Origin of the sequence: Streptomyces sp. SAI-170 (genome assembly GCF_049739565.1) — a bacterium.
GTDB lineage: Bacteria > Actinomycetota > Actinomycetes > Streptomycetales > Streptomycetaceae > Streptomyces.
The window spans coordinates 6,767,736-6,791,188 of record NZ_JBMGQD010000001.1 but is presented as its reverse complement, the minus strand read 5'-3'; the positions used below and the strand labels follow the sequence as shown (position 1 = coordinate 6,791,188).

24 protein-coding genes are annotated in these 23,453 nt (G+C 70.7%); 4 read left to right on the top strand and 20 right to left on the bottom strand.

The window, feature by feature from the left end; genetic code table 11:
* Positions 1-162: 162 nt before the first annotated feature.
* Together RKD23_RS30530 and RKD23_RS30525 are read left to right on the top strand one after the other, a co-directional pair.
* Positions 163-1,092, top strand: a complete 930-nt coding sequence (locus tag RKD23_RS30530) for a 5'-3' exonuclease (protein WP_424858373.1) — start codon at positions 163-165, stop codon at positions 1,090-1,092.
* Between the two features lie 97 nt (positions 1,093-1,189).
* Positions 1,190-2,038, top strand: a complete 849-nt coding sequence (locus RKD23_RS30525) for a siderophore-interacting protein (RefSeq protein WP_424856623.1) — start codon at positions 1,190-1,192, stop codon at positions 2,036-2,038.
* 70 nt (positions 2,039-2,108) lie between these two features.
* On the opposite strand, the gene RKD23_RS30520 is transcribed toward RKD23_RS30525, so the two are convergent.
* Positions 2,109-2,690, bottom strand: a complete 582-nt coding sequence (locus RKD23_RS30520) for a GNAT family N-acetyltransferase (protein WP_424856622.1) — start codon at positions 2,688-2,690, stop codon at positions 2,109-2,111.
* Positions 2,691-2,779: 89 nt separating this feature from the next.
* On the opposite strand from RKD23_RS30520, the gene RKD23_RS30515 reads away from it, so the two are divergent.
* On the top strand, positions 2,780-3,757 hold the full coding sequence (locus RKD23_RS30515) for an RluA family pseudouridine synthase (protein WP_424856621.1): 978 nt from the start codon (positions 2,780-2,782) through the stop codon (positions 3,755-3,757).
* On the opposite strand, the gene RKD23_RS30510 is transcribed toward RKD23_RS30515, so the two are convergent.
* The 16 genes from RKD23_RS30510 to RKD23_RS30435 all read right to left on the bottom strand — a co-directional run bounded on the left by RKD23_RS30510 (position 3,751) and on the right by RKD23_RS30435 (position 20,288).
* Entirely contained in the window at positions 3,751-5,241 is a 1,491-nt protein-coding gene (locus RKD23_RS30510; RefSeq protein ID WP_424856620.1) for a cytochrome P450, read from the bottom strand. The genes RKD23_RS30515 and RKD23_RS30510 overlap by 7 nt on opposite strands.
* 45 nt (positions 5,242-5,286) lie before the next feature.
* Positions 5,287-5,907 (bottom strand): GTP-binding protein, encoded by a 621-nt coding sequence (locus RKD23_RS30505; RefSeq protein WP_424856619.1) that lies wholly within the window; start codon positions 5,905-5,907, stop codon positions 5,287-5,289.
* Positions 5,888-6,292, bottom strand: a complete 405-nt coding sequence (locus RKD23_RS30500; RefSeq protein ID WP_424856618.1) for a DUF742 domain-containing protein — start codon at positions 6,290-6,292, stop codon at positions 5,888-5,890. Before RKD23_RS30500 ends, RKD23_RS30505 begins: the two co-directional genes overlap by 20 nt.
* Entirely contained in the window at positions 6,289-6,696 is a 408-nt protein-coding gene (locus tag RKD23_RS30495) for a roadblock/LC7 domain-containing protein (protein ID WP_424856617.1), read from the bottom strand. The genes RKD23_RS30500 and RKD23_RS30495 overlap by 4 nt, the downstream gene beginning before the upstream one ends.
* Positions 6,693-8,330, bottom strand: a complete 1,638-nt coding sequence (locus RKD23_RS30490; RefSeq protein ID WP_424856616.1) for a sensor histidine kinase — start codon at positions 8,328-8,330, stop codon at positions 6,693-6,695. Before RKD23_RS30490 ends, RKD23_RS30495 begins: the two co-directional genes overlap by 4 nt.
* A gap of 351 nt (positions 8,331-8,681) precedes the next feature.
* Entirely contained in the window at positions 8,682-11,534 is a 2,853-nt protein-coding gene (locus RKD23_RS30485; protein ID WP_424856615.1) for a DEAD/DEAH box helicase, read from the bottom strand.
* 164 nt (positions 11,535-11,698) lie between these two features.
* Positions 11,699-12,646, bottom strand: coding sequence for a twin-arginine translocase subunit TatC (gene tatC, locus RKD23_RS30480; protein ID WP_424856614.1), 948 nt, complete (start codon positions 12,644-12,646; stop codon positions 11,699-11,701).
* Between the two features lie 47 nt (positions 12,647-12,693).
* Positions 12,694-12,984 carry a Sec-independent protein translocase subunit TatA gene (gene tatA / locus RKD23_RS30475; protein ID WP_424856613.1) on the bottom strand — a complete coding sequence of 97 codons (291 nt, stop codon included), beginning with the start codon at positions 12,982-12,984 and terminating at the stop codon, positions 12,694-12,696.
* Positions 12,985-13,244: 260 nt separating this feature from the next.
* Entirely contained in the window at positions 13,245-13,439 is a 195-nt protein-coding gene (locus RKD23_RS30470; RefSeq protein ID WP_424856612.1) for a hypothetical protein, read from the bottom strand.
* Between the two features lie 66 nt (positions 13,440-13,505).
* Positions 13,506-13,766, bottom strand: coding sequence for a hypothetical protein (locus tag RKD23_RS30465; RefSeq protein ID WP_404042882.1), 261 nt, complete (start codon positions 13,764-13,766; stop codon positions 13,506-13,508).
* A 29-nt stretch (positions 13,767-13,795) separates the two neighbouring features.
* A complete protein-coding gene (locus RKD23_RS30460) occupies positions 13,796-14,881 on the bottom strand; it encodes a helix-turn-helix transcriptional regulator (RefSeq protein WP_424856611.1) in 1,086 nt (361 codons plus the stop codon).
* A gap of 18 nt (positions 14,882-14,899) precedes the next feature.
* The gene (locus tag RKD23_RS30455) at positions 14,900-15,901 is read right to left on the bottom strand and encodes a helix-turn-helix transcriptional regulator (protein ID WP_424856610.1); all 1,002 of its coding nucleotides are present in this window, start codon (positions 15,899-15,901) and stop codon (positions 14,900-14,902) included.
* A gap of 160 nt (positions 15,902-16,061) precedes the next feature.
* Positions 16,062-16,433 (bottom strand): FKBP-type peptidyl-prolyl cis-trans isomerase, encoded by a 372-nt coding sequence (locus tag RKD23_RS30450; protein WP_424856609.1) that lies wholly within the window; start codon positions 16,431-16,433, stop codon positions 16,062-16,064.
* An 89-nt stretch (positions 16,434-16,522) separates the two neighbouring features.
* Positions 16,523-17,527, bottom strand: a complete 1,005-nt coding sequence (locus RKD23_RS30445; protein ID WP_424856608.1) for an FKBP-type peptidyl-prolyl cis-trans isomerase — start codon at positions 17,525-17,527, stop codon at positions 16,523-16,525.
* A gap of 130 nt (positions 17,528-17,657) precedes the next feature.
* The gene (gene pafA / locus RKD23_RS30440; RefSeq protein ID WP_194048080.1) at positions 17,658-19,019 is read right to left on the bottom strand and encodes a Pup--protein ligase; all 1,362 of its coding nucleotides are present in this window, start codon (positions 19,017-19,019) and stop codon (positions 17,658-17,660) included.
* 9 nt (positions 19,020-19,028) lie between these two features.
* Positions 19,029-20,288 (bottom strand): MFS transporter, encoded by a 1,260-nt coding sequence (locus RKD23_RS30435; RefSeq protein ID WP_424856607.1) that lies wholly within the window; start codon positions 20,286-20,288, stop codon positions 19,029-19,031.
* A gap of 53 nt (positions 20,289-20,341) precedes the next feature.
* On the opposite strand from RKD23_RS30435, the gene RKD23_RS30430 reads away from it, so the two are divergent.
* Entirely contained in the window at positions 20,342-21,400 is a 1,059-nt protein-coding gene (locus RKD23_RS30430; protein ID WP_424856606.1) for a LacI family DNA-binding transcriptional regulator, read from the top strand.
* Between the two features lie 89 nt (positions 21,401-21,489).
* Here the strand turns inward: RKD23_RS30430 and prcA are convergent, their stop codons facing one another.
* From prcA to RKD23_RS30415, 3 genes are read right to left on the bottom strand one after another with little or no spacing between them, the layout of a single operon-like run.
* Entirely contained in the window at positions 21,490-22,239 is a 750-nt protein-coding gene (prcA, locus tag RKD23_RS30425; RefSeq protein WP_424856605.1) for a proteasome subunit alpha, read from the bottom strand.
* Positions 22,240-22,298: 59 nt separating this feature from the next.
* Entirely contained in the window at positions 22,299-23,144 is an 846-nt protein-coding gene (gene prcB, locus RKD23_RS30420; protein ID WP_424856604.1) for a proteasome subunit beta, read from the bottom strand.
* On the bottom strand, positions 23,096-23,329 hold the full coding sequence (locus RKD23_RS30415; RefSeq protein ID WP_424858372.1) for an endonuclease VII domain-containing protein: 234 nt from the start codon (positions 23,327-23,329) through the stop codon (positions 23,096-23,098). Before RKD23_RS30415 ends, prcB begins: the two co-directional genes overlap by 49 nt.
* Between the last annotated feature and the right edge of the window lie 124 nt (positions 23,330-23,453).

The following is a 23,453-nucleotide window of genomic DNA, read 5'->3' as shown; positions in this document are numbered from 1 at the left end:
TGGACGGCCGACGTCGCTCCGTGGCGGCGCCTGCCCGCAGCCGTGGGCCACAAACGCACAAGTGGGGCAGGTCACGGCACAGGCGCAGGGCGCAACACGTTCCGGCGCGTGGTTGTCGGTGGTGTGCGGCATGACGCGTGGTTGTCAGTGGTGTGCGGCATGATGCGAGGCGTGACCGGACGACTGATGCTCCTCGACACCGCCTCGCTCTACTTCCGCGCCTACTTCGGCGTCCCGGAGTCCGTGAAGGCCCCGGACGGCACGCCGGTGAACGCCGTGCGCGGGCTGCTGGAGTTCATCGACCGCCTGGTGCGGGACCACCGCCCGGACGAGCTGGTGGCCTGCATGGACGCCGACTGGCGGCCGCAGTGGCGGGTCGACCTGATCCCCTCGTACAAGGCGCACCGGGTCGCCGAGGAGCACGCGGTCGGGCCGGACGAGGAGGTGGTGCCGGACACCCTGTCGCCTCAGGTGCCGGTGATCGAGGAGGTCCTGGACGCGATCGGCATCGCCCGGGTGGGTGTCGCGGGCTACGAGGCGGACGACGTGATCGGCACGTTCACCGCGCACGCCAAGGGCCCGGTCGACATCGTCACCGGCGACCGCGACCTCTACCAGCTGGTCGACGACACGCGCGGGGTGCGGGTGCTGTATCCGCTCAAGGGCGTCGGCATGCTCCAGCTCACCGACGAGGCGGTGCTGCGCGAGAAGTACGGCGTCGACGGCCCCGGGTACGCGGACCTGGCCCTGCTGCGCGGCGACCCGAGCGACGGACTGCCCGGGGTGCCCGGCATCGGCGAGAAGACGGCCGCGAAGCTGCTGGCCGAGTTCGGCGACCTGGCCGGGATCATGGCCGCGGTGGACGACCCGAGGGCGAAGCTCACGCCCTCGCAGCGCAAGCGGCTGACCGAGGCGCGGCCGTATGTCGCCGTCGCCCCGAAGGTGGTGAAGGTCGCTCACGACGTGCCGCTGCCGGACGTGGACACGCTCCTGCCGCGCACCCCGCGCGACCCCGCGGCGGTGGCCGAGCTGGGAGCGCGCTGGGGACTGGGCAACTCCCTGCACCGGCTGTTGCTGACCTTGGGCGGGTAATCGCCTGTGGTGCTCATGTGGGCACTCGTTCCGCGCACATGCTCTGAGGGTAGTGCTAACTTAGGTATGCCTAAGCATGGATCGCAGGGAGGCCGCCATGGCAGAACGTCCGGCCCGCACGGCGCGGAAGCCCCACACCGCGCAGGTCGTCCGCACCGAGCGGCTCACCCCGCACATGCAGCGCGTGGTGCTCGGCGGCGACGGCCTGGCCGACTTCACGGTGGGTGCCCACACCGACCACTACGTCAAGCTGCTGTTCCCGCCGTCCGACGGCGTGAGCTATCCCGAGCCGTTCGACCTGGAGCGCATCCGCGCCGAGTTCCCGCGCGAACAGTGGCCGGTGACCCGGACGTACACCGTGCGTATCTGGGACCCGCAGACGCGCGAGCTGACGCTGGACTTCGTGGTCCACGGCGACGAGGGCCTGGCCGGCCCCTGGGCGACCCGTGTCCAGCCGGGCGAGACCGTCCGTTTCATGGGCCCCGGCGGCGCCTACGCCCCCGACACACAGGCCGACTGGCATCTGCTCGCCGGTGACGAGAGCGCGCTGCCCGCGATCGCGGCCGCCCTGGAGACGCTGCCCGACGACGCCGACGTGCGCTGCTTCGTCGAGGTCTCCGGCCCCGAGGAGGAAGTGAAGATCGACTGTGCCGCGGAGGTCGTCTGGCTGCACCGCGGCGACCGGCGCGTCGGCGAGGCCCTGGTCGAGGCGGTGCGCGCCCTTCAGTGGCCCGAGGGCCGGGTGCACGCCTTCGTGCACGGCGAGGCGAGCTGCGTGAAGGAGCTGCGGCGTCTGCTGCGGGTCGAGCGCGGCATCCCCCGCGAGGACCTGTCGATCTCCGGCTACTGGCGCCTCGGCCACAACGAGGACGGCTGGCAGGCCTCCAAGCGCGAGTGGAACGCCCGCATCGAGCAGGAGCAGGAGGGCAAGGCCCCGGCGGCGTGAGCCGCCCGCCGCAAGCCAAGCGGCTTGAGCCCCCGCCGCAGGCGGCTCGAGCCCCCCGCCGCCCGCGCCCTCAGTCGCCCTGCACGCGCGCGTGCAGATGCACGTCCTGCCAGCCGTCGGTGTAGAGCACCGCCCCGCGCTTGGTGCCCTCCAGCGCGAACCCGCACTTGGCGGCGACCCGGCAGGAAGCCTCGTTCCCCAGGGCGTGGGTGAGCTCCAGACGATGGAAGCCGGCCTCCTCCAGCGCCCACCGGGCGAGGGCCGAGGTCGCCCGGGCGGCGACCCCCTGGCCCCGGGCCGCGGCGACCGTCCAGTAGCCGACCTCGCCCTGACCGTCGACCTGGTCGATGTGGTGCAGCGCCACCCGCCCGAGCAGCCGGTCGTCCCCGGCGTCCACGACGGCCCACTGGGCGCTGCGCTCGGTCGCCCACTCCCCCTGCCACTCCTCGATCCAGCCGCGCACCTCGTCCTCGGAGTCGGCCGCGCGCAGATGCCAGCGGTGCATCAACGGGTCCTGGAAGGCGGCGTACACCCCGGGCGCGTCCGACGCCCGCCAGGGGCGCAGCAGCAGACCGTCACCGGTGGGGATCACGGGCTGCGGGGCGCCCGCGAAGGTGCCGTCGGGCAGGACAGGACCGGTCAGATAGGGCATGGCCCGCATCCTGCCAAGGCGCCTGAACGGGCCCAACAGGTTTTACGGCGCCGAAGGCCGGTCGCGGCCGCGACGTACCCTTGCCTGCGATGAGACGCCGCACCCCTCCCCCGCCCTCCCCGCTGCCCCAGCGCGACGGGATCGACCCGGTGCGCGTGCGCCTGCCGGGCGAGGGCACCTGGGCCACGGTCGGCGAGCATCTCGTGGAGCGGCTGTCCGGTGCGGGCGCCGGGGTCGTCGAGCGGATGCTGGACGCGGGGCTGATCGTCGGCGCGGACGGACGCCCGGTGACCGCGGACACGGCGTACGTACCCGGCCTGTACGTGTGGTTCCACCGCGAGCTGCCGCACGAGGTGCCGGTGCCGTTCCCGCTGGAGGTCGTGTACCGCGACGAGCACATCGTCGTCGCCGACAAGCCGCACTTCCTGGCCACCACCCCGCGCGGCTCCCACATCACCGAGACCGCACTCGCCCGGCTCCGGCGCGACCTGGGCATCCCCGCGCTGAGCGCGGCACACCGGCTGGACCGGCTCACGGCCGGGCTGGTGCTGTTCACCGTACGGCCCGAGGAGCGCGGCGCCTACCAGACGCTGTTCGGCGACCGCCGGGTGCACAAGGAGTACGAGGCCGTGGCCCCGTACGATCCCGGGCTCGCTCTCCCGCGCACCGTGCGCAGCCGGATCGTGAAGGAGCGCGGGGTGCTCGCCGCGTACGAGGTCGAGGGCGAGCCGAACGCCGTCACCCGGATCGAGACACCCGAGCACCGGCCCGACGGGACCGCCCGGTACCGGCTGACTCCCACCACCGGGCAGACCCACCAGCTGCGCGTGCACATGAACACGCTGGGCCTGCCGATCCTCGGCGACCCCCTCTACCCCTCACCTCTGCCGCCCGTACCGGCCGACGACTTCCGCCGTCCGCTGCAACTCCTCGCCCGCGTCCTGGAGTTCACCGACCCGATCACGGGGACGGCCCACCGCTTCAGGAGCGGGCGAGAGCTGGAGGCGTGGACGTCGTACGACGACTGGGCTGGCGAGTGGACGCCCAGTCGTACGAAGGCTCAGTAGCCCCGCCACCACCGCAGGAACCGCTGCCACGCCCCGGGGCGTCCGGCCGGTGCCGGAACGGGGGCCTCGGCGGGGGCCGGCGGCTGCGGCTCGGGCTGCACGGGCGGGGCCGGCTGCGCGACCGGCTGCGGGGCCGGCGTGCTGATCTGCCAGGCGGGCCGCTGCTGCGGGACCGGCCGGATCGACGGCTTCTCCTTCACGTCCTGCTGCGCCCGTGGAGCGAACTGCACCGGCAGCGACACCAGATGCCGGGAGGCGATGGACTCGGTCCAGCGCAAGTCCTCCTCGTCGCAGTCGAGTTCCACGTCCGGCAGGCGCATCAGCAGCGCGTCGACGCCGACGTCGGCGATGGCACGGCCGATGTCCTGACCCGGGCACTCGTGCGGGCCGCCGCCGAAGGAGAGGTGCGAGCGGTTGCCCTGCATGTTGACCGCCAGGTCGGGCCGGACCCGGGGGTCGACATTGCCGGGGGCCGGTGCGAAGAGCAGGCCGTCGCCGCGCCGGATGCGCTGCCCGCCCAACTCGGTGTCCTGCTTGGCGAAGTAGGCGAAGACCGTGCTGAACGGCGGCTCGTCCCACAGAGACTGCTCGACCGCCTCGGGCACCGTCATCTGCCCGCCGTTGAGCTGGGCACGGAAGCGCGGGTCGAGCAGCACCATGCGCAGCGCGTTGGACAGCAGGTTGACGGTGGCCTCGTAGGCGGCGTAGAGGACCACCCGCAGGTGTTCGCGGACCTCGTCGTCGGTCAGTCGCGCGGGGTGCATGATGAGGTGGCTGGTGAAGTCCTCCTCGGGGTGCGCGCGACGGCGGGTGGTGAGCCGGCCGAGCGCCTCCATGACGTAGGCGTTGCTGGCGATCGCCGTCTCGGTGCCCTTGAGGGCGTCCCGGGCGGACTGCACGATCCGGTCGTTGTACTCCTCCGGCATGCCGAGGACCTCGCACATCACGGCCATCGGCAGATGCTCGGCGAACTGGCCGACGAGGTCGGCGCTGCCCTGCTCGCAGAAGCGGTTGACCAGCCGCTGGGTGTAGCGGTTGATGTGCCGGCGCAGGCCCCGGTGGTCGATCGTCGACATGGCGCCGGTGACCGCGGCACGCAGCCGCAGATGCTCGTCGCCCTCGGCGTGGGAGCAGATCGGCTGCCAGGCGATGTGCGGCATCAGCGGGTGGTCGGGCTTGACCCGGCCCTCGATCAGCGGGGTCCAGATGCGGCTGTCACGGGTGAACTGCGAGGGGGTGCGCACCATGTGCAGGTTCTCGGTGTGACCGAGGACCACCCAGATCGGCACGTCGTCATGGAGCAGCGCGGGCGCCACGGGCCCGTGCTCGGCCCGCAGCTTCTCGTACAGCTCGCCCAGGTCCACCGCCTCGGGGCCGTACAGCCGGTGCCGGCCTCCGGGGCCGGTGCCGTGCGCCGGGCAGCCGGGGGGCGGGGCGAGGGTCGGGTCGTCCGTTCCGGTCGATGAGAAGGGTTCAGGCGTCACTGTGGAGGCTCCGAGGCTGGTGGATCAGATCCGGTGTCGGGGTTTTCAGGTGAGCGCGCGGCTCAGGGCGATGGAGTGCAGGAAGCGCACCAGGGTCATCAGGGCGTCCCGGCTGGAGGCACGACGCCGTGCGTCGATCTCCATGATCGGGATCTCGTCGGTCAGGTCGAGGGCGGTGCGCAGGTCCTCGAGGGGGTAACGGGGCGCGTCCGGGAAGGAGTTGACGGCCACCACGAAGGGCACGCCGCGTTCCTCCAGCCGCCCCATGACGTCGAAGCTGACCTCCAGCCTGCGGGTGTCGACCAGCACGACCGCGCCCAGCGCCCCTTCGAACAGGCCGTTCCACAGGAACCAGAAGCGCTCCTGGCCCGGGGTGCCGAAGAGGTAGAGGACCAGTTGGTCGGTGATGCTGATACGGCCGAAGTCCATGGCCACGGTGGTGGCGGTCTTGGTCTCGGAGCCGTAGTTGTCGTCGACGCCGACGCCGGCCTGCGTCATGGTCTCCTCGGTGGTCAGCGGTCTGATCTCGCTGACCGAGCCGACCATGGTCGTCTTGCCGACTCCGAAGCCGCCCACGATCACGATCTTCGCCGCGGCCTGGGCCGTGTGCGGCAGATGGTCCTCGGTGCGTGGACCGGGGACGGTGTCAGAGCTTTTGAAGTCCATGCATCACCGCTTCGAGGAGGGAACGGTCGGGGAGCGCCTGACGGGTGATCGGGGCGCGCGCCGTGACCAGTTCGGCCGCCAGCATCTCCGTGAGCAGGACGGTCATCGCGCTGAACGGCAGACTGAGGTAGGCCGACAGCTCGGCCACGGACAGCGGGGCGGAACACAGCCGCAGTACCGCGGCCTGTTCCGGGGTGGTCGACGGCGACGGCTCGGCACGCGCCACGATCAGCGTGACGAGGTCCATCTCCGCGCGTGAGCCGTCGACGCCGCCGATGACGAAGAGCCGTTCGGGGTTGGGGCGGTCGCCCTCCTGCCCGGCCGCCTGCGGGGGCGGGGCAGGGGGCTGGACGGGGGTGCGCCTCTGGCGTTGCGGAGGCGTCATACGGTCTGCCCGTTGCGCCGGGGCGGACTCGTCAGATGAGCGCCGATGCGGACGACGAGGTCGCGCATGCGGTTGCTCATCATGCCGGGCTCGCAGATCATGTCGGCCAGGACGGCGAGGTAGGCGTTGGGGCCTGCGGCCATCATGTAGAAGTAGCCGCGGTCCATCTCGATGAGGACCATGTTCATCTCGCCCTCGCTGGTGGGGATCTCCTGGGCGACCGCGTTCGCCAGGCTCTGCAGTCCCGCGCAGGCCGCGGCGACCCGGTCTGCGGTGTCGGGGTCGCCGCCGTGCCGGGCGATACGCAGTCCGTCGGCGGAGAGCACCACGATCATGGCGATGCCCGGTACGCCGTCGGCGAGTTCCTTGAGCATCCAGTCGAAGTTCGCTCGCTGCTGGATCACTTGAGGTCCCCCTCGTCGTCGGCCTCGCTGGGGGCCGAGTCCTCGATCAGATGGATGTATGCGGTGGGGTTGCGGGTGAACGCGGTGGGGTGTTCACCGGGCGGGGCGACCTTCTTCAGGCCCTCCCAGAAGGCCTCGAAGGCCAGGCCGGGTGCGGGTTTGTCTTCCCTCTTGGCCGGTGCCTGCCGCTCCAGCTCGGCCTTCAGGTCGGCCCACTGCGGGCCGGGGTCGCGCCCTTCGCGGATGGCGGCCTCGGCGGCGTACTGCTCGGCGATCCGCTGGCTGATCGGGATCTTGACCCGGCTGCGACGCTGCGGCAGACCGCCCGCGGTCCACTCGGTGACCTCCGGGATCTCGTCCTCCATGGAGACCGCGGCCGGGATGCGCGGGCTGGTGGGGCGGCGCTTCTTGGGCGGGCGCTTGGGGCCTTCGAGCGCGTCGACCGTCTGCGGCAGGGCGGTGGCGCCGATGCCGTGGGCGAGTCCGACGCCGGGCTCGGTGGTCATCATGTCGCTGGGCACGATCAGCACGGCCCGGACACCGCCGTACGCCGAATTGCGCAGTGACACCTGCATGTTGAACTGGGTGCACAGTCGGCCGACGACGGCGAGGCCGAGGCGCGGGCTGTCACCGAGCTCCTGGAGGTCGACACCGGCCTTGGCGCGCTCCAGCATGCCCTCGGCGCGGGCGCGGGCCTCCTCGCTGAGGCTGACACCGCCGTCCTCGATCTCGATGGCGACGCCGGTCTGCACCTCGAAGGCGGTGACGTGGACCTTGGTCTGCGGCGGTGAGTAGCGGGTGGCGTTGTCGAGCAGCTCGGCGCAGGCGTGGATGACCGGTTCGACGGCGGTGCCCCGGATGTTGACCTTGGCGATGTTGTCCAGGGAGATCCGCCGGTACTCCAGGATGCGGGACATGGCGCCGCGCAGCACGCTGTAGAGGGCGACGGGCTTGGGCCACTGACGGCTCGGGCGGCCGCCGCCGAGGACGCCGATGGAGTCGGCGAGCCGGCCGATCAGTGCGTTGCCGTGGTCGATGCGCAGCAGGTCGTCGAAGACCTCGGGGTTGCGGCCGTGGTCCTCCTCCATCTCCCGCAGTTCGGCGGCCTGTTGGTGGATGATCGCCTGGACGCGGCGGGCGATGCTCACGAAGGACCGCTGGGCGGAGTCGCGCAGGGCTTCCTCGTGGTCGACGATCCGCAGGAGGTAGTGGACCAGCTGGCGCTCGGCCTCGGCCAGGTCCCGGTAGGAGGGATCGATGAGGCCCAGGTCGCGCATGACCTCTCCGGGCGAGTGGCCGGTGCTCATCCGGCCCAGCGCGGCGGGCACGACCTCCTGGCCGAGGCGGATCATCCGCTCGTCGTGGGCGGCGATCCGCCGCTCCAGATACGCGGTGTGACGGGCGTGCTCGGCACGCAGGTCGCGCAGCACACGGCCGCGGCGCGCGGCCTCGGCGCCGGTGAGGATCACCAGCAGGGTGGCGACGCCACCGCACACGGCCACCGCGTTCTGCGCCGGCTGCGCGACGAGTGCCACAGCGGCGCCGGTCGCCGCGGCCATGACTATCGCGGGGAGCAACAGCACGCGAGTGAAGGGGAGTTCGCGGCGTACGGGAGGGGATTGGACACTCACCATGTGGGCCCTCGTCAGGGAACTGTCGGGATCTAAGGCATATAGGGGAACAAGCGCGCGATTCATCTCAACTCGGCGCGCTGCGGGCGAGCTTAGTCCGACCGGATCATCGCCGTGTCATATTCGGCAAGCACCTGAAATGCCCCCGCAACAGGAGTACGCTCGGCCCCATTTGCACGCTGAGACCACGCTCGCACACGGAGAGTAGCGACGTGTAGGCATGCGAAAGTAACTCACCGTAACGAGTGAATGAGGTCCCGGGGTGCGTGCTCAGAGGCGCGGGGCTGTGTCGATCTGCGGCTCCGCCGCGCGGGCGCGACCAGCCACAGATCCGCCGCGCCCGCCGACGAAAGATCAGCCCACGGACGAGTAGGCGACAACCCCCCGCAACAACGCGTCAACAGCCTTACGGGCAGCCCTGGGCACGGTGGACCCCTCGGGAGAGGCGGCCGCCTGGATCTGCCCCAGCACATCGATGACCTGCTTGCACCACCGCACGAAGTCACCGGCCGGCATCTCCGCCTCGCGCAGCACCTCGTCGAGCCCCTTGTCGGAGGCCCACATGTACGCGGCCCAGGCGAAGCCGAGGTCCGGCTCCCGCTGTCCGACCCCCTCGGTCTGGGTGATGCGGAAGTCCTCCTCCAGCGCGTCCAGGCGCCCCCAGATGCGCACCATCTCCCCCAGCGCGGCCTTGGCCTTGCCGGACGGCAGCTTGGGCGCGAGCGCGTCGTCACTGACCCGGGCCTCGTACACCAGCGCCGACACACAGGCCGCCAGCTCCGCCGGGCTCAGGCCCTCCCAGACGCCGGCCCGCAGGCATTCGCTGGCCAGCAGGTCGAGTTCGCCGTACAGCCGGGCCAGCCGCCGCCCGTGCTCGGTGACCTCGTCGTCGCGCAGGTAGTCCAGCTCGGTCAGCAGCGCCACGATCCGGTCGAAGGTCCGGGCGATGGTGTTCGTACGGCCCTCGATGCGCCGCTCCAGCTGCGAGGTGTCCCGCAGCAGCCGGTGGTAGCGCTCGGCCCAACGCGCATGGTCCTCACGGTCGTTGCACCCATGGCAGGGGTGGGCGCGCAGCGCGGCGCGCAGCCGGGCGATCTCGCGGTCGTCGGCCGCCTGCGAACGCCCTCTGCGGTGCCGGTCCGGCACGATGTGCCCGGCCTTGCTGCGCAGCGCGCTGGCCAGGTCCCGGCGCGACTGCGGGGAGCGCGGGTTGAAGGACTTGGGGATCCGCATCCGCTCCAGCGCCTCCACCGGCACCGGGAAGTCGATCGACGCCAGCCGCTTGACCTGCCGCTCGGCGGTCAGCACCAGCGGGCGCGGGCCGTCGTGGTGGTCGAAGCCGCGATGGCCGTTGGACCGCCCGGCCGGCAGCCCCGGGTCGAGGACCAGCGCCAGGCCCGCGTACTTGCCGGTCGGCACATGGATCACGTCACCCGGCTTGAGCCGCTCCAGCGCCACGGCCGCCTCCGCGCGCCGCTGCGACGCGCCCTGCCGGGCCAGCTCGGTCTCGCGGTCCTTCAGCTCACGCCTGAGGCGCGCGTACTCCTCGAAGTCGCCGAGGTGGCAGGTCATGGAGGCCTTGTAGCCCTCCAGGCCCTCTTCGTTGCGCTGCACCTGCCGCGAGATCCCGACGACCGACTTGTCGGCCTGGAACTGCGCGAAGGACGTCTCCAGCAGCTCGCGCGAGCGGTGCCGCCCGAACTGCTCGACCAGGTTGACCGCCATGTTGTACGACGGCTTGAAGCTGGAGCGCAGCGGATAGGTGCGGGTGCCCGCGAGTCCCGCGAGCTGCTCGGGGTTCATGCCGCGCTGCCACAGCACCACCGCGTGGCCCTCGATGTCGATGCCGCGCCGGCCCGCCCGGCCGGTGAGCTGGGTGTACTCGCCGGGGGTGATGTCGGCGTGCTGCTCGCCGTTCCACTTGACGAGCTTCTCCAGGACCACGGACCGCGCGGGCATGTTGATGCCCAGCGCGAGGGTCTCCGTGGCGAAGACGGCCTTGACCAGGCCGCGCACGAACAGTTCCTCGACGACCTCCTTGAAGGTCGGCAGCATGCCCGCGTGATGGGCGGCGATGCCGCGCTCCAGGCCCTCCAGCCACTCGTAGTAGCCGAGGACGTGCAGGTCCTCGGTCGGGATGGAGGCGGTGCGCTCCTCGACCAGGGCCCGGACCTTGACCCGCGCCTCGTCGTCGTTCAGCCGCAGTCCGGCGTACAGGCACTGCTGTACGGCGGCCTCGCACGCGGCGCGGCTGAAGATGAAGGTGATCGCGGGCAGCAGCCCCTCGGCGTCGAGGCGCTCGATGACCTCGGGGCGGCTCGGCGTCCAGATCCTGGAGCGCTGGCGCCGCTCCCGCTCCCGGTCGGCCTCGCGCATGGCGCGGCCGCGCCGGCGGTCCGGGTAGGAGGGCCGGCTGGCCTCCATCCTGGCCATGCGGGTGAGGTCGGGGTTGACGGCTCTGCGCTGGCCCTCGCCCTCCTCGAACAGGTCGTACATCCGGCGCCCGGCGAGCACGTGCTGGAACAGCGGCACGGGCCGGTGCTCGGAGACGATCACCTCGGTGTCGCCGCGGACGGTGTCGAGCCAGTCGCCGAACTCCTCGGCGTTGGACACGGTCGCGGACAGTGACACCAGGGTCACGGACTCGGGCAGGTGGATGATCACCTCTTCCCAGACGGCTCCGCGGAAGCGGTCGGAGAGGTAGTGCACCTCGTCCATGACCACGTAGCCGAGGCCGAGGAGGGTCTGCGAGCCTGCGTACAGCATGTTCCGCAGGACCTCGGTGGTCATGACGACCACCGGGGCGTCGGAGTTCACGCTGTTGTCGCCGGTGAGCAGGCCGACCTTGTCGGTGCCGTAGCGGCGGCACAGGTCGGAGTACTTCTGGTTCGACAGCGCCTTGATGGGTGTCGTGTAGAAGCACTTCTTGCCCTGGAGCAGGGCGAGGTGGACGGCGAACTCGCCCACGATCGTCTTGCCCGAGCCGGTCGGCGCGGCCACCAGGACGCCCTTGCCCGCTTCGAGTGCCTGGCAGGCCTCTATCTGGAAGGGGTCGAGGCCGAAGTCGTACATCTCGCGGAAGGACGCGAGCGCGGTGGCCTGCTCGGCAGCGCGCTTGCGGGCTGCCGCGTACCGCTGGGCCGGTGAGAGGTCCTCTGTCATCGTGCTTTCGAGCGTACCGTTCCGCACTGACAACAGGACGATCATTATCCCGATCTGCTTCCCGCGGGCCGGGGATCCGTGCAGCTCACGGCCGTTCGGCCGGTGAAGGCACCCGCAACGGCGAGCGGCCGGCGGCGCCGGGTGGGCGCCCCGGCCGCGGCCCGCGGTGGGGGTGAGGCAGAGGGGACGCTCAGGCGGCCCCGGGGTGGTCAGGTCGCGTCGTCGTAACCGTTGACCCGGTCCGTGCTCGTCTGCTCGGGCAGGGCCCGGCTCGCGGTGACGGGCTCGATGTCGCCGATGTCGTCGGGCGTGAGGTCCAGGTCGGAGGCCTCGTCGTCGGCGGGGCCGAGGGCCTCGCGGCGGAGCCTGCGCCGGTCGTTGACGAGCGCGACGATCACAGCGGCGAAGTAGAGCACCCAGATCGGCCCGGCGAGCGCCAGCATGGACAGCGGGTCGGTGCTCGGCGTGGCGATGGCCGCGAAGACCGTGATGCCGAGGATCATGCCGCGCCACCAGCCGAGCATGCGCTTGCCGGTGATCGCCCCGGTGAAGTTCAGCATCACCAGCAGCAGCGGCAGCTCGAAGGACAGACCGAAGACGATCACCATGCGGGTGACGAGGTCGAGCAGGTCGTCCAGCGGCAGCAGGTTGTCCACGCCGAACGGCGTGAACTCGATCAGGACGTTCGCGGTGGTGGGCAGCACGGAGTAGGCGAAGTAGGCGCCGGCGAAGAACAGCGGGACGCCGGTGGCGACGAACGCGTACGCGTACTTCTTCTCGTGCCGGTGCAGACCGGGCGCGACGAACGCCCACAGCTGGTAGAGCCACACCGGCGAGGCGAGGACGACGCCGGCCATGAGCGACACCTTCAGCGCGAGGGTGAAGGGCGCGAGCAGGCCGTTGATCGTGATCTGGGCGCAGGGGCTGTCGCCCTTCTGCTTCGCCAGCTCCGAGAACGAGTCCGGGCAGCCGACGGAGTCCAGGACCGGCTTGGTGAAGAAGTCGATGATGTCGTTGTAGAAGAAGGCGGCCACGACGGTGACGACGATGATGGCCAGCACGGCCTTCGCGAGCCGGTTGCGGAGCTCACGCAGGTGTTCCGCGAGGGGCATCCGCCCCTCGGGATCCTTCTCCTTGTTGCGGGCAGGCTTCAGCAACCCACGTTCCCATCTCCTACGGCGGGCCGGAGGTCACCGGCCCTGCGTCAGCGCTTGGTGGTGTCCGTCGGCTCGTTGACCGGCCGGGAGCTGGTCACATCGCCGGGAGCAGCCTGGATGACGCGCTGAGCGGGGGCCTGGTCGTCGCCCGGGTTCGGCGGGTCGGCCGGGGCGGCGGCCTTGCCGTCCTCCTTCATCGCCTTCGCCTCACTCTTGAGGATGCGCGCGGACTTGCCGAGCGAGCGAGCCATGTCCGGCAGCTTCTTGGCGCCGAACAGCAGCAGGATGATGACGAGGATCAGGGTGATCTCGAGCGGGCCGATCTTTCCGCCGAACATATGTTTTACCTTCTCACCGAGGCGAATTGATGGGACACTGTCCGACCGGTCGGACAGGTGTCCGAACGATCGTGCCGCCAGCGATCGTAACGCCCGGGGGTGAACCTCAGGCAATCCCCGTGCGTACTCCCGGTTCGCGGTCCGGGCCTCGTTCAGCGGGCCGCGATCAGCAGCGTACCTGTCGCTCCCGGCAAGTTGACAGGGCGATACCGCCCGAAACACGCCGAGAGCGCACAGTCAGCGGCGCTGTCCGGCGCCTCTCACAGCGAGTCCACGGCTCGGGCCGTGCTGACCGCCGCGCGCTCCAGATCCTCGGCCGCTCTGTTGATGCGCCGGGCGGCCTCCGTGACCTGCCTGCCGAGGCGCTGCGCCTCCAGGAACACCCGCACGGCGAACACGCCGAGGACGGCGAGACCAAGAAAACCCACGGCAACCGCGAACATCGGCCAGAACATGACGCCGAGCCTAGACGGTCCCGCGGCCAGGAAGGCAGCCGACCTACACCGTGGCCTGCAGCCGACCTAGACCGTGGAATGCAGCCGCAGGGTCCGTACGCCGCCCCCGGTGAGCAGCTCCACGATCCGCTCCCCCGCGGGCTTGCGCACCGACGCGCCGCAGTCGGGGCAGGTGAAGGAGTAGAAGGTGGTGCGGCTGGAGGCGCCGATGGCCAGGCGCAGGGCACCGGCGGCGAGCTCGAAGCGGCCCCGGCAGTCCGGGCAGCCCGCCCGGAACACCACGGGCGCCACACCTCTCATCCCCGCGAACGCGGAGGCCACCGACATGCCCCGCCCCCCGGACGGCATCGACTCGCTCAAAGCCCCTGCTCCCGCCTGTCGCCCTGCCCACCGCAGCCCTCGACGCACGCACCGACCGGTCCGCCCGGGGCCGCACCGGGCACACCGTTCCCCTGCGCTTCCAGGCCGTCGTACGCCGCGAGCGCGTCGCGGGCCGCCCGGCGGGCGGTGTCGGCCAGGTCGCTCGGGGCGACGATGCGGCCGTCGGCGCCCAGCCGCAGCGCCAGGCGCTTGAGGGAGGCCGGGTCGGGCGTGCGCAGGGTGATGCGCAGGCCGCCGTCGGGCAGCTCCTCGGCGCTGTCGTGCGGGTAGTACTCGGCGACCCAGCGCCCGCCGGGCCCCACCTCGATGACGACCTCCGGGTCCTCGGCGGCGGGCTGCACCAGCGCCTCGGACAGGTCGCGCAGCTCGATCTCCGGCGGCGCGGACGGCTCGTCGAGGATCCTGATCTCGGCGACCCGGTCGAGCCGGAAGGTGCGGCGCGCCTCGGAGCGGCGGCACCACGCCTCGACATAGGTGTGGCCGACGCTGACCAGCCGGATGGGGTCGATCTCCCGCTCGGTGACCTCGTCGCGCGCCGGGGAGTAGTAGCGGATCCACAGCCGGCGCCGCTCGGAGATGGCCCGGTCGACGTCCGCGAAGACACCGCCCTCGGACTCGAAGGTGACCGAGAGACGCGAGCTCGCCCCGGCGGCCTCACCCGCGGCCGTCTCCACCTTGGCGGTGGCCCGCAGCAGCGCCTGCCGGTCGCTCTCGCGCAGCCCCGGCAGCGTGGCCACGGCCCGCGCGGCCACCAGCAGCGCGGTCGCCTCGTCGGCGGCCAGCCGCAGCGGCTCGGCCGCCTCGGCGCCGAGCGCGGCCGGGTTGTGCCACCAGATGCGCTCGCCGTCGGTGTCGATGTCGAGCAGATCTCCGCCGCGGAAGCTGGTCCCGCACATCGGCAGCACGTCGAGGTCGGAGACCAGCTCGTCCTCGGTGATGCCGAAGGCACGGGCGACGTCCTCCACGCGCGCGCCGGGGCGCTCGCGCAGATAGGTCACCAGCGACAGCATCCGCCGGGTCTGGTCGATGGCGTTCGTGGGCCTGACCGGTTTGCCTGCCACGTTGTTGCCCGCTCCCCCTCAGCCCTTGGCCACGGCACGCAGCCGGTCCACGACATCGGCCCGCAGCTCGGCGGGCTCCAGCACCACCACGTCCGGCCCGAACTCCACCAGCCAGGCGTCCAGCCCATGGCCGTACGGAATCTCCAACTCGTCCCAGCCGCCGCCGAGTTCCCGCACCACGGTGGCCTTCGCCCGAAGGGGGTAACCGGCGCCGGACCGCAGCCGGATCCGCGCGCTGCGGTCGGCGGTCTCCCCCGCCCAGCTCGCGACGGTCTCCCGGACCGTGACGACGTCCGGCACGGGCGCGGTGAAGGCGGCGCTGCGGCTGCGCACCTTGCCGGTGATCCGCGACAGCCGGAACACCCGCTCGGCTCCCCGGTCTCGGTCGAAGCCGGCCAGGTACCAGTGCCCGCGCCAGCACTCCAGCGCCCACGGCTCGACCTGCCGGGTCTCGGGGTGGGCGGCGGTCGCCTTGCGGTAGTCGAAGACGACCGGGCGACGGTCGCGGCACGCCAGCATCAGCGGCTCGAAGGCGGCCTCGTGCACCGGGATACGCGGCTCCAGCGCGCCATGCGCCTCGTACGGGTCGACGTCCTCGGGCAGCCCCGCGGCCCGCAGCTTCTGCAGGGCCCCGCTGGCCGCACCGGCCAGCCGCGCCTGCTGCCACACCTTGGCGGCGAGCCCGAGAGCCGCGGCCTCCTCGGCGTCCAGGGTGATCGGCGGCAGCCGGTTGGAGTCACGGCGGGCCATGTACCCGACCTCGCCGTCCAGGTTCTCGACCGTCTCGATGACCAGGCCCAGCTCGCGCAGATCGTCCTTGTCCCGCTCGAACATGCGGTTGAAGGAGTCGTCGCTCCCGGCCGCCCCGCTCTCCGGCCGGAAGGCCGCACCCTGGCCGGGCCCGAAGGCCTCGACGTAGGCCTCGATGGATTCCCTCAGCTCACGCTTGCTGAGCGGCCGCCGCGTCCCGAGCAGACACAACGCCAGGTTCATCAGCCGCTCGGCCTTGGCAATGGCCATCGATGCCCTTCGCCTTCCCTATGGTGCTTCCGACCGATGACCGTACCGCTCCGCGGTCCCCTGGCAAAAGCCGAGGGCCCATGCCCGGACAGGCATGGACCCCAGGTGATCGGGTCCGGTCGTACGACGATCGGACCCCAAGTGATCAGACCCTGTGTGATCAGACCCCGAGAAGGTCGACCACGAAGATCAGCGTCTCACCGGGCTTGATGGCCGGAGTCGGGCTCTGGTCGCCGTAGGCGAGGTGGGCCGGGATGGTCAGCTGACGACGCCCGCCGACCTTCATGCCCTGCACACCCTGGTCCCAGCCCTTGATGACACGGCCGCCACCCAGCGGGAAGCGGAACGGCGCACCGCGGTTCCAGCTGGCGTCGAACTCCTCGCCCGTGCTGAAAGAGACACCGACGTAGTGCACGGTGACGGTCTGACCCGCCTTCGCGACCTCGCCGTCACCCTCCCAGATGTCCTTGATCTCGAGGTCCGCCGGCGGCTCGCCCTCAGGGAAGTCGATCTCGGGCTTGTCGATGTTCACGTCACTAGCTCCTGCATGTGTACGAAAAGGCAACGCGCACAGTCTTTCATCCCCAGGCACGCGCCGCCCGCGACCGGGTCGGCACGGCGTCACATCTTGGCGAGGATGTCCACCGTGAACACCAGCGTGGCACCCTTCTCGATACCGCTGCCCTGCGGCGGGTTGTCGCCGTAACCCAGCTCCGGCGGGATCACGACGAGCACCCGGCTGCCGACCTTCTTGCCCGTCAGCCCCTGCGACCAGCCCTTGACGACCTGCTGCAGCGAGAACGACGTCAGCGACTTGCGGCTGTACGTCGAGTCGAACTCCTTGCCGCCGTCCCACTGCACGCCCTTGTACTGCACCAGCACCGTGCTGTCCGCGGCGACCTCCTCGCCGTCCCCCTCGATGATGTAGTTCGCCACGAGCTTCTTCGGCGGGTCGGCCTTGGGGATCTCGATGGACGGGGCCTTGCCGTCGGTGTTCGTCCCCACCTTGGGCAGGTCCTTGTTCTCCTGCGCGACCTCGGTGCCCTTGGCGGAGCTCGTGCCGTTGAACGTCGCCTTCAGGTCGACCACGAACACCAGCGTGTCCGTGCCCTTGATGCCCGCCTGCGCATTGCCCTGCGAGCCGTAGCCCTGGGCCGGAGGCACCGCCATCTCGACACGGCTGCCGACCTTCTTGCCGGCCAGGCCGTAACGCCAGCCGTCGATGATGCTGCCCTGCGCCAGCTGGATGATCAGCGGCGTCTTGCGGTCGTAGGAGTTGTCGAACACCTTCGCGGTGTCCCAGACCTGGCCGAGGTAGTGGGCCTGCACATAGTCGTTCTCCGCGACCGTCCGGCCGCCGCCCGCGATGAGCGTCTTCACCGCCAGGTCCTTCGACGGCTGCCCACTGCCCTTGGCGACCGTCGGCTTCTCGCCGAACTTCACACCCGCCGTGATCGCCGGCAGCGGACCCTCCACGATCTTCGGCGCCGGCGCGGCGGACGACTCGGGCGCCGTCGGCGACGCACTGTCGCTGGCCTTGCTCGAGTCGGACTTCTCGTCGCCGCAACCGGCGAGCGTGACCAGTCCTGCGGGGACGGCGGCAAGGATGAGGGAGCGTCGGCGCACGGTGGGGGCCTCGTAATCGGTCGATCTTGGTCGGATGGACGTGCGCGCAACTCTACGGCGTGAGAAGGGCGCCGTACGAGAAACGTACGGCGCCCGTGTTGCGTTCCGGCACAGACCCGGAACACCTCGCTCACATTCCGGCGATCAGCTTCTCCACCCGGTCGTCCACCGAACGGAACGGGTCCTTGCACAACACCGTGCGCTGCGCCTGGTCGTTCAGCTTCAAGTGCACCCAGTCGACCGTGAAATCACGGCGCTGCTCCTGCGCCCGGCGGATGAAATCGCCGCGCAGCCGCGCCCGAGTGGTCTGCGGCGGAACCGACTTGCCCTCGAAGATCTTCAAGTCGTTGCAGATCCGGGCCGCTTGACCCTTCTTCTCCAGCAGGTAGTACAGGCCACGACGGCGGTGGATGTCGTGGTAGGCGAGGTCTATCTGCGCCACGCGCGGATGCGACATCGTCATGTTGTGCTTGGCCCGGTAACGCTCGATGAGCTTGTACTTCATCACCCAGTCGATCTCGGTGCCGATCCGGTCGAGGTCCTCGGTCTCGATCGCGTCCAGGGTGCGGCCCCACAGCTCCAGCACCTGCTCCACCGTGCCGGTACGGATGCCGCGCCGCTCACAGAAGTCCACGGCCTTCTCGTAGTACTCGCGCTGCACCTCCAGCGCGGACGCCTCCCGACCACTGGCCAGGCGCACCTTGCGCCGCCCGGTGATGTCATGGCTGACCTCGCGGATCGCCCGGATCGGGTTCTCCAGGGTCAGATCCCGCATCACCGTGCCCGCCTCGATCATGCGCAGCACCAGGTCGGTCGCGCCGACCTTCAGCAGCATGGTCGTCTCGGACATGTTCGAGTCGCCGACGATGACATGCAGCCGGCGATAGCGCTCCGCGTCCGCGTGCGGCTCGTCACGCGTGTTGATGATCGGCCTCGAACGGGTCGTCGCCGAGGACACACCCTCCCAGATGTGCTCCGCGCGCTGGCTGACGCAGTACACCGCACCGCGCGGCGTCTGCAGCACCTTGCCCGCACCGCACAGCAGCTGCCTCGTCACCAGGAACGGGATCAGAATGTCCGCGAGCCGGGAGAACTCCCCGTGCCGGGCCACCAGATAGTTCTCATGGCACCCGTAGGAGTTGCCGGCCGAGTCGGTGTTGTTCTTGAACAGGTAGACGTCGCCTGCGATTCCCTCCTCGTGCAGGCGTCGTTCCGCGTCCACCAGGAGTCCCTCGAGAATGCGCTCGCCGGCCTTGTCGTGAGTGACCAGCTCGGTCACGTTGTCACATTCGGGTGTCGCGTATTCCGGATGTGACCCGACATCGAGATAGAGGCGGGCGCCGTTCCGCAGAAAGACATTGCTGCTGCGGCCCCATGACACGACACGGCGGAAGAGGTACCGCGCCACCTCGTCAGGCGACAGACGGCGCTGTCCCCTGAACGTGCACGTGACGCCGTACTCGTTCTCCAGCCCGAAAATGCGGCGGTCCATGACTGAACATTACGCCCGATCCCCCGAGCTGAAACGGGGTTCGACGGCACGATTTGGATCATTTTCCGATGAAGCCGCAACGACCGCACCCCGGACGGGAGCTGCGAGGACCCGCCCGGTGGCCGCCAGCACCAGCCACGACACCGCACCCGCCGCACCCGGCACCACGAAACCCCACACCGCCCCACCCGCCTCGACGACCGGCCCGGCCAGGCCCGTTCCCACCGACGCGCCGACCGTGAACGTCGTCACCAGCCAGGAGAACGCCTCCGTCACCGTGCCGCTCGGCGCATGCCGGTCGACGATGACGAACGCGCACGCGATGGCCGGCGCCAGGAACACGCCCGCCAGCGCGGTCAGCGCCACCATCGCGACGGCACCGGGCATCGACGTCAGCGGCAGGTAACACACCGCCAGAAACGCCACCAGCACCCGCAGTCGCCGCTCGGCCGCGCCCGCCCACTGCCGCGCCCCGTACACCGTGCCGCCCACCAGCGCGCCCAGCCCCAGCGCCGCCATCATCCAGCCGTACACCGCGTCCCCGCCGTGCTCGTCGGCGTACGGCACCGCGGCCACCGTGATCGACCCCAGCGCCATCCCGATGAACAGGAACGCCGCGAGCAGCGCCACCAAACCCGGCGAGCGCAGGGCACCCAGCCAGTGCGCCTCCCGCGGGGCCGAGCGCCACGCGCGCGAGGGCGCCGACACCACCACCGACAGCGCGCCGAGCACCCCGAGGACGCTCAGCACCACCACCGCGGCCTGCGCCGACCACAACGACACACACAGGGTCACCAGCAGCGGGCCGACGGTGAACATCACCTCCTGCGCCACCGCGTCCATCGCGTACGCCGTGTGCACCTGCTCCTCACGCCGCAGCACCGACGGCCACAGAGCCCGAAGCCCGCCCTCCAGCGGCGGAGTGAACAGACCCGCGAAGGCCACGGCCGCGTACGACAGACCCAGCAGGTCCGTGCCGGTGAACGCGAACGCGGTCATCGCGAGGGCCGACGCCAGCGCCGCGGGCAGCTGCACACGCGGCTGCCCGTACAGGTCGACCAGACGGCCCAGCACCGGCTGGCCCACGGCGTTCGCCACGCCGTAGACCGCCGCCAGGGCGCCCGCGAGGCTGTAGGTGCCACCCTCGGCACGCACGAACAGCACGATCGCGATCGCCGCCGTGGCGTTGGGCAGCCGGCCCACCAGCGTGCCCACCAGCAGCCGGGTGGCGTGCTTCGCCCTGAGGATCTCCAGGTATCCCGCGGCCATGATCCGCCCTTCCGGCTGAGGTTTTACGTATAACGTCGTCTGTCATACGTACCATGTGCGCTGTTCACGAGTCCAGACGAAAGAGAAGGCTCACGGTGGCACACGGCCGTACACGCCCCACCAGCCGGGACGTCGCCCAGGCCGCCGGCGTCTCCCAGGCCGCCGTCTCACTCGTCCTCGGCGACAAATGGCGCGGCCGCGTCTCCGAAACCACCGCCGAACGCGTACGCCAAGCCGCCCAGGAACTCGGCTACCGGCCCAACCTCGCCGCCCGCAACCTCCGCCTCGGCCACACCCGCACCGTCCTGCTCGTCGTCCCCGCCCTCACCACCGAATTCTTCGCCGGCGTCTACACCGGCGCCGCGCGCGTGGCCGCCGAAAGCGGCTTCGGAGTCGTCCTCTACCCCTCCCCCGAAGGCATCGGCCCCGCCCGCGACCCCTTCGCCTCCGCCCAGGCCGCCCTCGACGGCGTCATCGCCTCCTCCATGGCCGCCGACGCCCTCACCCCCATCCGCGGCGACCAGCTCCCCCTCGTCATGCTCGACAGCGACCCCGAAGGCAGCCACGGCGCCGCGACCGTCAACCTCGACATCGCCGACGGCATCCGCCAAGCCACCGACCACCTCCTCGACCTCGGCCACCACCACTTCCTGCACCTCGCCGCCGACGTCCCCTCCTGGACCTTCGAGATCCGCGCCCAGGAACTCGCCGCACACCTCGCCGACCGGCCCGGAACCACCGTACGGACCGCCCGCGCCCCCCTCGCCATCGACAGCGCCGTCACCGCCGCCGAAGCCGCCCTCACCGGACCCGGCCCCCGCCCCACCGCCGTCCTGTGCGACGACGACCTCCTCGCCGCCGGCACCTACAAAGCCGCCCGCCGCCTCGGCCTGCGCATCCCCGACGACCTCTCCGTCACCGGCATCGACGACCTCGGCCTCGCCACCGCCATCGACCCCGAACTCACCACCGTCCGCCTCGACGCCGAGCTCTTCGGCGAACGCGGCATGCAGGCCCTCCTGGCCGTCCTGGAAGGCCGCACACCGGACGCGGGCGACATCCCCGTCGAACTCGTCGTACGGGGCTCCACAGCGCCTCCACCAGCCTCCTGAGAGCCGCCGGGACGCCACCGAGACGCCGGAAGCCCCGCGCCGGAAACGAGGCGCGGGGCTTCCACAGTGCAATGTCGGCAGGGCCGGACTCAGTCCTCCTCGGAGGAACCCTCCTCGGCCACCTCCGCCGCCGCACCCTCCTGCTGCGCCAGCAGACGCTCCAGCTGACGGCCCTGGATCCGCCTGAACTTCCGCTTCTGCGGCCGCGTACGGTCCAGCACCGCCACCTCCAGCCGCTCCGCCGGGATCTCACGCTGCGTGCCGTTCGACTCCCGCGACAGGGCCTGCACCGCCAGCCTCAGGGCCTCCGCAAGGGTCATGCCATCACGGTGGCGCTGGTCCAGGTAGTTGCTGATCAGCTCGGCATTGCCGCCGACCGCCACCGAGCCGTGCTCGTCCACGATCGAACCATCGTGCGGCAACCGGTAGATCTGGTCCGACTCCGGCGTCTCGCCGACCTCGGCCACCACCAGCTCCACCTCGTACGGCTTCTCCCCCACACTGGAGAAGATCGTGCCCAGCGTCTGCGCGTACACATTCGCCAGGCCACGCGCGGTCACGTCACCACGGTCATAGGTGTAACCCCGCAGATCCGCGTACCGCACACCGCCGATGCGCAGGTTCTCGTACTCGTTGTACTTACCGGCGGCCGCGAAGCCGATCCGGTCATAGATCTCGCTGAACTTGTGCAGCGCACGGGACGGGTTCTCGCCGACGAACACGATGCCGTCGGCAAACTGCAGCACGACCAGGCTGCGGCCCCGCGCGATGCCCTTACGGGCGTACTCCGCCCGGTCGGCCATGGCCTGCTGAGGTGAGACATAGAACGGCGTCGACACCGGTTATCCGTCCCTTTCTGTCGAAATCACTGGATCACCTTGCAACAAGCAGCGGCCCGCTACAGCAACGCGGCCCGCGGACCGTCCGGCTGCTCCAGCCGGCGCTCCAGCACGGCGCGTGCGATCTGCGAGGCCTCGTCCTCGGTGAGCCGGCGGAAGCCGTCCTCGGTGATCACGGTGATGATCGGGTAGATCCGGCGCGCGACATCGGGACCACCGGTCGCCGAGTCGTCGTCAGCCGCGTCGTACAGCGCCTGCACGACCAGCGTGGTCGCCTGCTCCTCGGTCAGGTCGTCCCGGAAGAGCTTCTTCATCGCACCCCGCGCGAAGATCGAGCCCGAGCCGGTGGCGGCGTAGCCCTGCTCCTCGGAACGGCCACCCGTCACGTCGTAGGAGAAGATCCGACCCTTGGCACGGTCCAGGTCGTACCCCGCGAAGAGCGGCACGACCGCCAGCCCCTGCATCGCCATGCCCAGGTTCGACCGGATCATCGTCGACAGCCGGTTCGCCTTGCCCTCCAGCGACAGCTGAGCGCCCTCGACCTTCTCGAAGTGCTCCAGCTCCAGCTGGAACAGCTTCACCATCTCCACGGCGAGACCGGCCGTGCCGGCGATACCGACGGCCGAGTACTCGTCCGCCGGGAACACCTTCTCGATGTCCCGCTGAGCGATCACATTCCCCATGGTCGCCCGCCGGTCACCGGCCAGCACCACGCCCCCGGGGAAGGCCACGGCGACGATCGTCGTCCCATGCGGCGCCTCGATCACGCCCTGCGTCGGCGGCAGTTGCCGCTTCCCCGGCAGCAGCTCCGGCTGGTGCTCGGAGAGGAAGTCCATGAACGAGGAGGATCCTGGCGTCAGGAAGGCAGCTGGTAGACGCCCGGTGCTACGAGTGTTGGCTTCCACGCGATTCCTTCCAGGTAGGCAGCGGCCCTACGTACGGCGTCGGGATCGTCTCCCAACTTGCCGATGGCCGAATTGCAGTTGAAGCACAGTACGCCACGGACCCTACCCGTCTTGTGGCAGTGATCCACATGCACGGCAGGAGCCGACAGACAGATGCAGCAGACACCACCTTGAGACGCGACCATCTCGTCGCGCTCGCCCTTGGTGAGGCCGTACTTGACCTTGAAGTAGCTGATCTGGTTGCGCTCCGCCCGGCAAGGACGGCAGGAGCTAGCCCAGCTGTCCGACGAGGACCCATTGCGCTCCCAT